General features: G+C 70.9%; 9 protein-coding genes and 1 pseudogene. 4 read left to right on the forward strand and 6 right to left on the reverse strand.

Translation table 11 applies throughout. From position 1 onward, the window contains the following. Positions 1-178: 178 nt before the first annotated feature. A pseudogene (locus STSP_RS16385) lies at positions 179-976 on the reverse strand (alpha/beta hydrolase); the annotation flags it as partial. A 289-nt stretch (positions 977-1,265) separates the two neighbouring features. Here STSP_RS16385 and STSP_RS16390 point away from each other — a divergent pair. Further along, positions 1,266-2,063, forward strand: coding sequence for a response regulator transcription factor (locus tag STSP_RS16390; protein ID WP_067278097.1), 798 nt, complete (start codon positions 1,266-1,268; stop codon positions 2,061-2,063). Positions 2,064-2,086: 23 nt separating this feature from the next. After that, on the forward strand, positions 2,087-3,109 hold the full coding sequence (locus STSP_RS16395; RefSeq protein ID WP_067278098.1) for a LacI family DNA-binding transcriptional regulator: 1,023 nt from the start codon (positions 2,087-2,089) through the stop codon (positions 3,107-3,109). Positions 3,110-3,224: 115 nt separating this feature from the next. Here STSP_RS16395 and STSP_RS16400 read toward each other — a convergent pair whose 3' ends face one another. From STSP_RS16400 to STSP_RS16415, 4 genes are all read right to left on the reverse strand, one after another. After that, on the reverse strand, positions 3,225-4,694 hold the full coding sequence (locus tag STSP_RS16400; RefSeq protein ID WP_067278101.1) for a sensor histidine kinase: 1,470 nt from the start codon (positions 4,692-4,694) through the stop codon (positions 3,225-3,227). Beyond that, entirely contained in the window at positions 4,691-5,416 is a 726-nt protein-coding gene (locus STSP_RS16405) for a response regulator transcription factor (protein ID WP_067278102.1), read from the reverse strand. Before STSP_RS16405 ends, STSP_RS16400 begins: the two co-directional genes overlap by 4 nt. A gap of 234 nt (positions 5,417-5,650) precedes the next feature. Beyond that, positions 5,651-5,908 carry a hypothetical protein gene (locus tag STSP_RS16410; RefSeq protein WP_332835375.1) on the reverse strand — a complete coding sequence of 86 codons (258 nt, stop codon included), beginning with the start codon at positions 5,906-5,908 and terminating at the stop codon, positions 5,651-5,653. A 37-nt stretch (positions 5,909-5,945) separates the two neighbouring features. After that, positions 5,946-7,226 (reverse strand): S1C family serine protease, encoded by a 1,281-nt coding sequence (locus STSP_RS16415; RefSeq protein WP_067278104.1) that lies wholly within the window; start codon positions 7,224-7,226, stop codon positions 5,946-5,948. A 329-nt stretch (positions 7,227-7,555) separates the two neighbouring features. Here STSP_RS16415 and STSP_RS16420 point away from each other — a divergent pair, with 329 nt between their 5' ends. Then, positions 7,556-9,352 (forward strand): trypsin-like serine protease, encoded by a 1,797-nt coding sequence (locus STSP_RS16420; protein ID WP_067278105.1) that lies wholly within the window; start codon positions 7,556-7,558, stop codon positions 9,350-9,352. A 75-nt stretch (positions 9,353-9,427) separates the two neighbouring features. Here STSP_RS16420 and STSP_RS16425 read toward each other — a convergent pair whose 3' ends face one another. After that, positions 9,428-11,221: a bifunctional metallophosphatase/5'-nucleotidase gene (locus tag STSP_RS16425; RefSeq protein ID WP_067278107.1), complete on the reverse strand. Its 1,794-nt coding sequence runs from the start codon at positions 11,219-11,221 to the stop codon at positions 9,428-9,430. Positions 11,222-11,441: 220 nt separating this feature from the next. On the opposite strand from STSP_RS16425, the gene mshD reads away from it, so the two are divergent. Then, entirely contained in the window at positions 11,442-12,374 is a 933-nt protein-coding gene (gene mshD, locus STSP_RS16430) for a mycothiol synthase (RefSeq protein ID WP_067278109.1), read from the forward strand. The last annotated feature ends 45 nt before the right edge of the window (positions 12,375-12,419 follow it).

A 12,419-nucleotide genomic window follows, 5' to 3' on the forward strand; every position in this document is an offset into this window, starting at 1 on the left:
CGTCCAGGCGGTAGAGACCGCTGCTGGAGGTGGAGGAGCTCGAGAAGCTGGAGCTGCTACTGGACGACTTGCCGCTTTCGCTGCTCGATGACGAGCCGTACTCGGAGGCCGAGACCGCCGTGCCGTGCTCCTGGCCCCACTCGGAGATCTCCGAGTGGGAAGGCCGCAGCGCGCCCGTCGCCCACTCCCCGATGCGCGCCAGCAGCGCGTCGTCCGCGGCGTGCTCCGCGTGGCCCATGCCGGGCTCCAGCCACAGCTCGGCCGCCCCGCCGGCGGCCTCCGCGAGGGAGCGCGGATGGTCCAGCGGGAAGTACCCGTCGCGGTCGCCGTGCACGATCAGCAGCGGCTTCGGGGCGATCAGCGGGACCGCCTCGACCGGTGAGAGCGGGACCGGGTCCCAGTCGCGGTGGTGGATGCGCGTACGCAGCCCGAACCGGCCGACGGCACGCCCGACCGGCCGGGTGACCAGCCAGTGCAGCCTCCGCATGGGGGCGGTGCCCCGGTAGTACCAGCGGGCCGGCGCGCTGACGGCGACCACGGCGTCCGTACGCGCGTCGGTGTCCGCGGAGAGCGCCGCATGCCGTAGCACCACCGAGCCGCCCATCGAGAAGCCCACCGTCGCGATGCGGGTGTGCCCCAGCTCGCGGGCCCAGCGCACGGCGGCCGCCAGGTCGAGCACCTCCCGGTCGCCGACGGTGGAGTGTCCGCCGGACGCCCCGTGGCCGCGGAACGAGAACGTGACGACGGGCGCGTGCCGGCCGAGGATGCCCGCGACCCGCCGCACATGGGGCCGCTCCAGATCACCGGTGAAACCGTGCGCGATCACGATCGCGAGCTCCTGGAACGCGCCCGACCCCGGCTCGTAAAGAGCGTCGATGACCACCCCGTCATCCGTATGGAGCAGTCTTCGCTGCGTTCGTCCCGTGACCGGGTGCACAGAAGATCGCGTGACTTGACCTGCCGTAACGGAACGCATGTGGGCTATTCTGCTGGACAGAGGATCCGGGCAGCGACGCCCCCGGGTCCTTTTGCGCTTTCAGACGTGCCGTATACGAAGCCGTGTACGACGGGGTACGAAGCCGTGAACGACCAGGCCACGGCCCCGTGGCGACACGGAGGCGCAGCGGATTCCCAGGGACGCGGGGACCCGCACCGTACGAAGCAGTGCCGCGCGTAAACGTCCTCGCAGGGACCGAGGAGGGAACCGACGTAATGGGCGAGCTGACCGTGCACGACGTAACGACGACCCAGGCAGGTGGGGCGCGATGAGTTCTCTGCTGCTCCTGACGAACGCCCTTCAGCCGTCGACGGAGGTGCTGCCCGCCCTCGGCCTGCTTCTGCACAACGTGCGGGTGGCTCCGGCGGAAGGGCCCGCACTCGTCGACACCCCCGGTGCCGACGTGATTCTCATCGACGGCCGCCGTGACCTGCCGCAGGTGCGGAGCCTGTGCCAGTTGCTGCGGTCCACCGGGCCGGGCTGTCCGCTGATCCTCGTCGTGACGGAAGGCGGCCTCGCGGCGGTCACCGCCGACTGGGGCATCGACGACGTCCTCCTCGACACCGCCGGTCCGGCCGAGGTCGAGGCGCGGCTGCGGCTGGCCATGGGCCGCCAGCAGATCACCGCGGACGACAGCCCGATGGAGATCCGCAACGGCGACCTGTCGGTGGACGAGGCGACGTACAGCGCGAAGCTGAAGGGCCGGGTCCTCGACCTGACCTTCAAGGAGTTCGAGCTGCTGAAGTACCTGGCCCAGCACCCGGGCCGCGTCTTCACACGTGCCCAGCTCCTGCAGGAGGTCTGGGGCTACGACTACTTCGGCGGTACGCGCACGGTCGACGTGCACGTGCGGCGGCTGCGGGCCAAGCTCGGCCCGGAGCACGAGTCGCTGATCGGAACCGTCCGGAACGTCGGTTACCGGTTCGTCACTCCGGAGAAGGCCGAGCGCGGCGCCGACGCCGCGGCCAAGGCCGCGACGCCTCCGGTGGAGGACGAGGTGGCCGACACGGCGCCCGTTCTGGAGGCCGAGCCGGAAGAAGCAGCCGTACGCCCTGCCCAGAGGTAGGTCCATCCGCGTAGACTCCGCGCGTGGCCAAGGTAACCAGGGATGACGTAGCACGGCTGGCGGGTACGTCCACCGCCGTCGTGAGCTACGTCATCAACAACGGACCCCGGCCGGTCGCCCCGGCCACGCGCGAGCGCGTTCTCGCCGCGATCAAGGAGCTGGGCTACCGGCCCGACCGCGTGGCGCAGGCGATGGCCTCGCGGCGCACCGACCTCATAGGCATGATCGTGCCCGACGCGCGCCAGCCCTTCTTCGGGGAGATGGCGCACGCGGTCGAACAGGCCGCCGCCGAGCGCGGAAAGATGGTGCTCGTCGGCAACTCCGACTACCTGGACGAACGCGAGGTCCACTACCTGCGTGCCTTCCTCGGCATGCGGGTCTCCGGGCTGATCCTCGTCAGCCAGGGCCCCAGCGAGACCGCTGCCGCCGAGATCGACGCCTGGGACGCGCGCGTGGTGCTGCTGCACCGGCGGCCCGAGGCCATAGAGGACGTCGCCGTCGTCACGGACGACATCGGCGGGGCGCAGCTCGCGACCCGCCACCTGCTCGAGCACGGACACGAGTACGTCGCGTGCCTCGGCATCACCGAGGAGACCCCGGCCGTCGGCGACCCGGTCGCCGACCACGTCGAGGGCTGGCGCCGCGCGATGGCGGAGGCGGGCCGGTCGACGGAGGGCCGCCTGTTCCAGGCGCCCTACAACCGCTATGACGCGTACGAGGTCGCGCTGCGGCTGCTGGCCGGGCCCGATCGGCCGCCGGCCATCGTGTGCGCCACGGATGACCAGGCCATCGGTGTGTTGCGGGCCGCGCGTGAGTTGCGTATCGACGTGCCGGGTGAGTTGGCCGTGGCCGGGTTCGATGACGTCAAGGAGGCGGCGTTGACGGATCCGCCGCTTACGACGGTGGCGTCGGATCGGCCGGCGATGGCTCGGGCTGCGGTGGATCTCGTGCTGGACGACGGTCTGCGGGTGGCTGGGTCGCGGCGGGAGCGGTTGAAGTTGTTTCCGTCGCGGTTGGTGGTGCGGCGGTCTTGCGGGTGCGGGTGAGCAGGGTTTCTTTCCCCTAACCCGCCCCTTCCCGAAACTGGGGGCTCCGCCCCCGCCCCCGTGATCGGCGGCTCCGCCGCCTCGTCCTCAAACGCCGGACGGGCTGAATTCGTTCTCACACGCCAGACGGGGTGAGATCGGTCGTCGGGGGTGGGGTTGGTGCGCCCGGTAGGCGCATCGTTGCCACCGTGCCGCCGCCCTCCGCGGGGCTGAGTGTTACCTCTCCGCCGGACTGCTGCACCGTGCGGGCCACGATGGACAGGCCGAGGCCGGAGCCGGGGAGTGCGCGGGCGGACGGGGAGCGCCAGAAGCGGTCGAAGACGTGTGGGAGCTCGTCGGCCGCGATGCCGGGACCGTGGTCGCGCACCGTCAGTACGCCCCCGTCGAGCCCGACGTCGATCGCGCCGCCGTTCGGGCTGAACTTCACCGCGTTGTCCAGGATGTTCACGATGGCCCGCTCGAGGGCGGCCGGCTCGGCGCGCACGTACCACGGCTTGAGGTCCGCCGTGATCGTCAGCTCCGGGCCGCGCAGACGGGCGCGGTCCAGGGCCGTCTCGGCGATGTCGTGCATCGCGACGACCTCGGCCTTGTCCCCGTGCTGGCCCGAGTCCGGACGGGACAGCTCCTGCAAGTCGCCGATCAGCGCGGCCAGCTCCGTCATCTGCGCCGTCACGGACGCGAGCAGCGCCTTGCGGTGCTCCGGCGGGATGGCGCGCTTGGTCTCCTCGCTGCGGACGAGCAGCTCGATGTTGGTACGCAGGGAGGTCAGTGGCGTACGAAGCTCGTGGCCCGCGTCCGCGATCAGCTGCTGCTGCAGGTCCCGTGAGGACGCCAGCGCGGACGTCATCGAGTTGAAGGAGCGGGACAGGCGGGCGATCTCGTCGTCGCCCTCGGCCGGGATACGGATAGTGAGGTCCTCCGTACGGGCCACGTGCTCGACGGCCTCGGTGAGGGTGTCGACCGGGCGCAGTCCGGCCCGCGCCACCGCCAGTCCCGCCGCGCCCGCGCCGATGACGCCGATGCCGGAGACCAGGAGGAGGATGAGGGCGAGATCATTGAGCGTCTTCTCGGTGTCCTTGAGGGGCAAGGCGACCAGGAGAGCGTGGTCCTCGACCAGGGCCGGCCCGGTGCGGCTGTCGGCGATCAGGGGCAGGGTCAGCACCCGCACGGGGTTGCCGTCGCTGTCGACGCCGTCGCGACGCATCCCCATGCCACGAGTCGTGCCCTTCGCCACGTCCTCGTCGGCGTCGACGACCTTCACCGTGCCCGCGGAGAACGAGAAGACGCACAGGGTGCCGTCGGACTTGACCACCTGCATGTAGTAGGTGCTGGGCTGAGGACCCAGATCGCTCTGATCGGACGTGTTCTGGGCGCAGTCGGTCAGGACCCGGGTGATGGTGCTGGCCCCAACCGGGGAGTTCGCCGCCCGCAGATCACCGTCGATCGCGGCGAACAGCTTTCCGTGCACGATGAACCAGCAGGTCACCGAAACGGCCGCCACCGCGAACGCCACCGCCGCGGCGACCAGCAGGGCCAGCCGCGAGCGCAGGGGCAGGGATCGGTATCGCTTGATCACTCGGTTCACTCGGCGCCGCCCGACCGCAGGACGTACCCGACGCCCCGCACCGTGTGGACGAGGCGCGGCTCGCCGCCGGCCTCTGTCTTGCGGCGCAGGTACATGACGTACACGTCGAGGGAGTTCGAGGAGGGCTCGAAGTCGAAGCCCCAGACCGCCTTGAGGATCTGCTCGCGGGTGAGGACCTGGCGCGGGTGCGCGAGGAACATCTCGAGGAGCGTGAACTCGGTGCGGGTCAGTTCCACGGGCCGCCCGCCGCGGGTGACCTCGCGCGTGGCGAGGTCCATCCGCAGGTCGGCGAAGGTGAGGGCGTCGTCCTCCTGGGCGCCGACCGCCGTGGCGGCGTACGAGCTGCGGCGCAGCAGGGCCCGGATGCGGGCGAACAGCTCGTCCAGTTCGAACGGCTTGACGAGGTAGTCGTCGGCGCCCGCGTCGAGGCCGGTGACGCGGTCGCCGACGGTGTCGCGGGCGGTCAGCATCAGGATGGGCGTAGTCGTGCCCGCGCCCCGCATGCGGCGGGCCGCGGTGAGGCCGTCCATGCGGGGCATCTGGATGTCGAGTACGACGAGGTCGGGCCGGTACGCGGTGGCCTTCTCCAGGGCGTCCGCGCCGTCGACGGCGACCTCGGTGTCGTATCCCTCGAAGACGAGGCTCCGCTGGAGGGCCTCCCGCACGGCGGGCTCGTCGTCGACGATCAGAATGCGCTGCGGTTCGCCTTCGGCGGGGCTCATGCGGTGTCTTCCTCGGGAGTACGGTCGTCTCAGGACAGGTAAAGCGTCGCACGACGTGCGGGGCGGACACGCCCCTCCCGGGCCGCGGGGCGCCGTCTTGGGCTGCGCCCGTACGTTTCAAGCGCACCGCCGTCGTGGGTTGTGCCCACCCGTTCCTCCCCCAGAGCCTTAAGGGCCTGGGGGGACCCCCAGCGGAACGCCTGCCCACAACGGCGGCCGTCGCCGGTCTGGGGCTCAGCACATCGCGGGGGTGAGCCGGTGCAGCGGGACCTTGCGGCGGTGGGGGCGCGCGGCGGTGGTGCGGAGGCCCATCAGATGCGGGACCGCCACCTCCCGGGCGCGGGTCCCCGGGGCGGGGATCTCGGACGTCTCAGCCACCCGCGGCGTCGCCGCCGCGTGGAGTTCGTTCGCCACGGCCAGGGCCACGGAGACCTCGGCGGGGCGGACGGGGGCGGTCACCTCGTGCTGAACCTTCTTGATCATGTCGATCATGTCGAACTCCTTACCAGTGGCCCGGAAGGGCGCCCGCTCAGCTGTCGGAGCCGGAGCGGAGCTTGTCCAGGTCGGACTTGACGGTGTTGATCGGGATGGCGAAGCCCAGGCCCACGCTGCCCGCGCTGGACGAGCTGCTCGACGAGGTCGGCGAGTACATGGCGGAGTTGATGCCGATGATGTTGCCGTTCATGTCGATCAGCGCGCCGCCCGAGTTGCCGGGGTTGAGCGAGGCGTCGGTCTGCAGGGCCTTGTAGGTGGTCGTGGAGGAGCCGGTGTCGCCGTTGAACTCCTGGCCGCCGAACTCGAAAGGCCAGCCGAAACCGCCACCGGGCTGTTGCTGCTGCCCCTGGCTCTCGTCCGTCGAGACGGTGACGTCCCGGTCGAGCGCCGAGATGATGCCGCTGGTCACGGTGCCGCTCAGGCCCTCGGGGGAGCCGATCGCGACGACCTCGTCGCCGACCTTGACGTTGCTGGAGTCGCCGAGCGAGGCGGCCGTCAGGCCGGAGGCGTCCTCGAGCTTGATCAGCGCGAGGTCCTTCTTGCTGTCGGTGCCGACGACCTTGGCGGTGTACGTCTTGCCGTTGCTGGTCGTGGCCTTGACCGACGAGGCGCCGGAGATGACGTGGTTGTTGGTGATGATCTCGCCGTTGCTGGTGATGATCACGCCGGAGCCGGTGGATTCCCCGGCGTTCGAGGTGGCGTTGATCTCGACGATGCTCGGGCTGACCGCCTCGGCGACACCGGCGACGGTGCCCCTCTTGCTGGTGGGCACCACGCTCGTGCCGGCGCTGGCCGTCGTGACGTCCTTGCCGGTCAGCTCCTGGAAGGCGAACGCGGTGCCGCCGCCCACGGCCGCGGCCGCGATCGCGACGGCGGCGAGCAGCGCCATCGGGCCCTTCGCGCGGCGCCGGGGCGCGGGCGCCGCCGACTCGGCAGGGGCGGCGAAGGCGTACCCACCGCCGTACCCACCGCCGTATCCACCGCCCGTTCCGTTGCCGTCATGACCGTCGCCGCCGCCCGGACCGGAGCCCGGCCACACCCTGGTGCCCGGCGCGACGGAGACCGGCTGTACCGGGTCGTACGCGGGCGGGGGCGGCCACTCGGCGCCCGCCGGGGCGGCCTGGTACGCGGACTGCTGCCCGGCCTGAGAACCGAACTGGTGCCCGTACTGGTGCCCGGCCTGAGGCCCGGCTCCAGGGGCGGTGGCGAACCGCTGCGTGGCGGAGTCGTCGGAAGAGTGCTGCTGCTCGGGGTACGCGGACTGCTGGCTGTCGCCCTGGGGGTACTCGCCGTCGCGGCGGATGCTCTCGGTCATGCTTCAGAGTTTTTCCGCGCTCCATGAGAGCTCCCTGAGTGCTCCCTGAGAAGCCCGACAGAAGTGCGTATGCCCGATATAAGGGCGGTCGGGCCGAGAAACAGGGGGTTGCCGCGCGGTGATGTGACGGAAGCCCGGGACGAACACTTGGCCATCCCTCTGTGAAGCCGGTGTGCAGAGGGGTTCCTGAGACCTACGATCTCCGCGCCGGAGGGGGGCTCCGCGGCTTTCGCCTTGACTCACGCCTGTGACTGTCCGCGAGGCGAGGTGTCTGCGTCGTATGCCCTGCTCGGGCCCACGATCACAGCACACCACCCCAGGAGACCTGAGTGATACGTGCCCTGCGCGGCCGCAGCGGACGCCCCGTGAAGGCGGCGTCCGCGGCCGTTCTCGCACTGGCGCTGAGCTGCGCCGGTGCCGTCGCGGCACAGCCCGCGGCAGCGGCCGGCGAGCCGCACCGCCTGCCGAAGGCGGGCCCGTCCCAGACCGCGGCTCCCAAGCCGACCGCCTCCGACAAGCAGCTCCACAAGCGGATCGTCGAGGCCGCCGAGGACGTGGCGACGACGTCCGAGGACCCGGCCCCAGCACCGGAGCAGACCCCGACCGAGGAGTCCGGCAGGACTCAGACGCCGTTCATCATCGGCGGCACCGAGACCACCATCTCCAGCGCCCCGTGGATGGTCCAGCTCGGTTACCACGACGACGCGACCGGCGAGGGCTACTTCTGCGGCGGCACCCTCGTCGCCCCGAACAAGGTCCTCACGGCCGCCCACTGCGTCGCGGGCCTCGACTGGAAGACCAACGGCGCCGTCCTCGCCGGCACCGCCGACCTCGACGACACCACCACCGGCACCGTCGCGGGCGTGTGGAGCCAGTGGAGCCACCCCCGCTTCAACGCGTCGACCGTGCAGAACGACATCGCGGTCCTCACCCTCGACCGCCCGCTGGAGCAGACCTGGCTGCGCCTGGCCGCCTCCAACGACAGCGCGCTGTACGCCCCGGGCACCACCGGGACCGTCTACGGCTGGGGCCTGACCTCCGGCGCGGACGGCGCCGAGCTGTCGTCGAAGCTCCGCAAGGTCAGCCTGCCGATGGTCGCCGACTCGACGTGCAACAGCGCGATGCAGTCGGTCCTGGGCAGCGACGCGTTCGTCGAGGGCTCGATGGTCTGCGCGGGCACCCCGGCGACCGGCACCGACGAGGGCACCAAGAGCCCCTGCAACGGCGACTCCGGCGGCCCGCTCGTGGTCGGCGGCAAGATCGTGGGCGTGGTGTCGTGGGGTGTCGCGGGCTGCACGGCCGAGGGCGCGTACCCGGTGTTCACCAAGGTCAGCTCGTACACCTGGGCGGCCCAGCCGCGCATCGACGACGCCGACCTGTCGTTCGACGGCCGGGCGGACCTGCTGGCCCGTACGCCGTCGGGCAACCTGTTCGAGCAGGACAGCAAGGGCACCTCGCTCACCCAGCGGGCGTACCTCAGCAACGGCTGGGAGGGCATCAGCTGGGGCCTCCAGGCGGACCTCGACCGCGACTGGTTCCAGGACCTGATCGTCCGGGACAAGGCCGACGGCAAGCTGTACCGCAGCTACCTGGACCACGCCAGCGGCGAGTTCGCCTGGATGCAGATCAGCACGGTCTGGGGCGGCTACAAGTCGTATGCGATCCCCGGTGACATGACCGGTGACGCGCGGCCCGACATGGTCGTGGTGGACGCCGACGGCTCGGCCTACCTCTACCCGGGCCGGGGCAACGGCCAGTTCAACGCGAAGATCAAGGTGGTCAGCGGGGCCTGGAAGGGCTTCAAGGTCCTCGGGCGCGGCGACCTGTCCGGTGACGGCAAGCCCGACCTGCTGGTCCGCGACACGGCGAACACCCTGTGGCTGTACAGGGGTACGGGCAAGGCCTCGGCTCCCTGGTCGCCCCGCATCAAGGCGCGTACGGGCTGGAACTTCACCGCGCTCGTCTCCAACGGCGACATGACCGGTGACGGCATCTCCGACGTCCTGGCCAGGTCGTCGGACGGCACGCTGTGGCTCTACCCGGGCACGAACAAGGCCTCGACGGACCTGTTCGCCTCGCGCAAGAGCCTGGGCACCGGGTTCAACCAGTACAACCTGCTGTTCTGAGAAAGCGGGGCGGTCGGCGGAACCCTCGGTGCCGCCGACCGCCCCTCAGCGGTCGTCAGTTGTGCTTACTCGTCCTCACTTGACGACCGTGATCCGGTCCGCCGCCGGCACCGGATACGGCGTCGCGGCCGAGGAGTTCGCCGTGAGGTACTCCTCGAAGGCCGCCAGGTCGTCGCCGCCGACCAGGACGTTCGTGCCCTTGCCGAGCTCGGCGAAGCCGTCGCCGCCGCCCGCGAGGAACGAGTTCATCGCGACGCGGTAGGTGGCAGCCGGGTCGATCGCCGCACCGTTCAGCTTCACCGAGTCGGTGACGACCCGGGCGGCGCCCGTCTTGGTGAGATCGAGGGTGTAGGTGAGACCCGCGGAGACCTGGAGGATCTTCGGCGCCGCCTCGTTGCTGCCGCTGACCTGCTGCTGCAGCGCGGTGATCAGCTGCGCACCGGTGAGATCGACCAGGTTGACCGTGTTGGCGAACGGCTGGACCGTGTACGCCTCGCCGTACGTCACCACGCCGTCGCCCTCGCTGCCGCTCGCCGCGTAGGTGAGCGGGGCACGGATACCGCCCGGGTTCATCAGCGCCAAGTCCGCCTCCGGATCGAGGGACTTGGCGTAAGCGAGCTGGGCGTCGGCGATCAGGTCGCCGAGCGGGGACTCGGTGCCGGTGTTCGGGATCTCGCCCGCGATGTAGCCGATGGGCCGGCTGGCGACGGGCGCGGCGAGCTCCTTCCAGCGGGTGATCAGCTCCGTCATGTCCGGGGCCTTGGCGACGTCACGGGTCACGACGTGGTTGGCGGACTTGACGGCCGTACGGGCGATGTCGCCGGTCCAGCGGTCGTACGTGAGCGTGGTGTCCGTGTAGAGCCGGCCGAAGGACGCGGCCGAGGTCACCGTGCGGGGGTTGCCCGCCGGGTCGTCGATGGTGCACGCGTACGCCTGGTGGGTGTGGCCGGTGACCAGCGCGTCCACCTGCGGCGTGATGTTCTTGGCGATGTCGACGATCGGGCCGGAGATGCCGTCGCCCGGACCGGGGCTGTCGCAGTCGTAGTTGTACGCCGCCGAGGCGGGCGCGCCGCCCTCGTGGATCAGCGCGACGATCGACTTCACGCCCTGCTTCTGCAGCACCTTGGCGTACTTGTTGATCGTCTCGACCTCGTCACCGAACTTCAGTCCCTTGACGCCCTCGGCGGAGACGATGTCCGGGGTGCCCTCCAGGGTCACGCCGATGAAGCCGACCTTGACGCCGTTCTTCTTCCACACCCAGTACGGCTTGAGGATCGGCTTGCCGGTCTTCTCGTCCGTCACGTTCGCCGCGAGGTAGGGGAAGTTGGCGCCCGCGAACTCCTCGCTGTCGTTGTAACAGCCGTCCTCGGGATGGCAGCCGCCGTTCTGCAGGCGGGCCAGCTCCTTCGCGCCCTCGTCGAACTCGTGGTTGCCGACCGAGGTGACGTCGAGGTCGAGGCCGTTGAGCGCCTCGATGGTCGGCTCGTCGTGGAAGAGCCCGGAGATCAGCGGCGAGGCGCCGACCATGTCGCCGGCGGCGGCCGTGATCGAGTACTTGTTGCCCTCGCGGGCCTGGCGCAAATGGGTGGCGAGGTACTCGACGCCGCCGGCGTTGATGGTCTCGGTCGTGCCGTCCTCGTGCACGTGCGTGACCCGCCCGGAGGAGCCGGCCGGGGGCTCCAGGTTGCCGTGCAGGTCGTTGAAGGACAGCAGTTGCACGTCCTGATAGCGGCCGGGCAGCGAGGCGGCGCTCTTGGTCTCCCCCGCCGTCGCGGGGATCGCGGCGATCAGCGCCCCGGTGGTCGACAGCACCGCCGCGCCGACCAGTATCCGGCGGGCGGCCCTCTTCTTGTGGGGTCTAGCGGACATTTGTCCCCTCGTTGGCTCAGCGTGAAGGGTGTGGCAAGTGTGAGCCGCAGCCTAGAGTCAACGCGCGTAGCACAACAGGGGTTTGGTGGTTACGGACTGGTTTCCGACGCCACACCCCGGGAACACCGGCGGCCCGCCGCGAGCGGGTGCTGGGCCGACGGCCGGAACACCCTGCCGGGAACCGTTTGCCCGCCGTCGGGACCGCCGTACTCTCGTATCCATGACCAGCGACGACGCCCTTCCGCCCGCCTTCCTCCGCCGTATCGAGACGCACAGCGAGCTCACGCCCGACCAGGCGGAGGCCGTGCTCGAGCTGATCACGGAGGCCGCCCGCGTCGACGGGCAGCAGGCGGTGTCCGAGCAGGGCCGGCTGCAGCTCCGTGGCGGCCCCCGCGAGGGAGTACGCCATCTCCTGCTGTTCCTCGAGGACGACCTCGTCGGATACGCCCAGCTCGAGGACACCGATCCGATCGAGGCGCCGGCCGCCGAGCTGGTGGTCCATCCGGCGCACCGCGGCCACGGGCACGGCCGCGCCCTCGGCACCGCCCTGCTCGCCGAGTCCGGCAAGCGGCTGCGCATCTGGGCGCACGGCGGGCACTCCGCCGCCCGGCACCTCTCGCAGGTCCTGGGCCTCACCCTGTTCCGCGAACTGCGCCAGATGCGGCGTCCGTTGGCGGATCTCCGCCTGCCCGAGCCGGTGCTGCCCGAGGGCGTCCGGGTACGTACGTTCGTACCGGGCGAGGACGACGCCGCCTGGCTCGCCGTGAACGCCGCGGCCTTCGCCCACCACCCCGAACAGGGCTCCCTCACCCAGCGCGACCTCGACGACCGCAAGGCCGAACCGTGGTTCGACCCCGAGGGCTTCTTCCTCGCGGAGCGGGAGGACGACGGCCGGCTGGTCGGCTTCCACTGGACGAAGGTCCACGGGGAGGAGCAGCTGGGCGAGGTGTACGTCCTCGGCGTCGCCCCCGAAGCCCAGGGCACCGGCCTGGGCCGGGCCCTGACCACCATCGGCCTGAACCACCTCGCCGCCTCCGGCCTACCGACCGCGATGCTCTACGTCGACGCGGACAACAAGGCGGCCCTGCGCGTGTACGAGCGGCTGGGCTTCGTGACGCACGAGGTGGACCTGATGTACCGCACGGAGCTGTAACCGGGCGGGTGGCGGAGCCTCCCTGACGGGACATCACCCGCCACA

The sequence above is a fragment of the Streptomyces jeddahensis genome, from assembly GCF_001642995.1.
In the GTDB taxonomy this organism is placed as follows: Bacteria; Actinomycetota; Actinomycetes; order Streptomycetales; family Streptomycetaceae; genus Streptomyces; species Streptomyces jeddahensis.

Bases quoted from the DNA above. Each gene is read 5' to 3' on its own strand.
- STSP_RS16410 (WP_332835375.1), bottom strand. From the start codon at position 5,908: ATGATCGACATGATCAAGAAGGTTCAGCACGAGGTGACCGCCCCCGTC.
- STSP_RS16425 (WP_067278107.1), bottom strand. From the start codon at position 11,221: ATGTCCGCTAGACCCCACAAGAAGAGGGCCGCCCGCCGGATACTGGTC.
- STSP_RS16415 (WP_067278104.1), bottom strand. From the start codon at position 7,226: ATGACCGAGAGCATCCGCCGCGACGGCGAGTACCCCCAGGGCGACAGC.
- STSP_RS16405 (WP_067278102.1), bottom strand. From the start codon at position 5,416: ATGAGCCCCGCCGAAGGCGAACCGCAGCGCATTCTGATCGTCGACGAC.
- mshD (WP_067278109.1), top strand. From the start codon at position 11,442: ATGACCAGCGACGACGCCCTTCCGCCCGCCTTCCTCCGCCGTATCGAG.
- STSP_RS16390 (WP_067278097.1), top strand. From the start codon at position 1,266: ATGAGTTCTCTGCTGCTCCTGACGAACGCCCTTCAGCCGTCGACGGAG.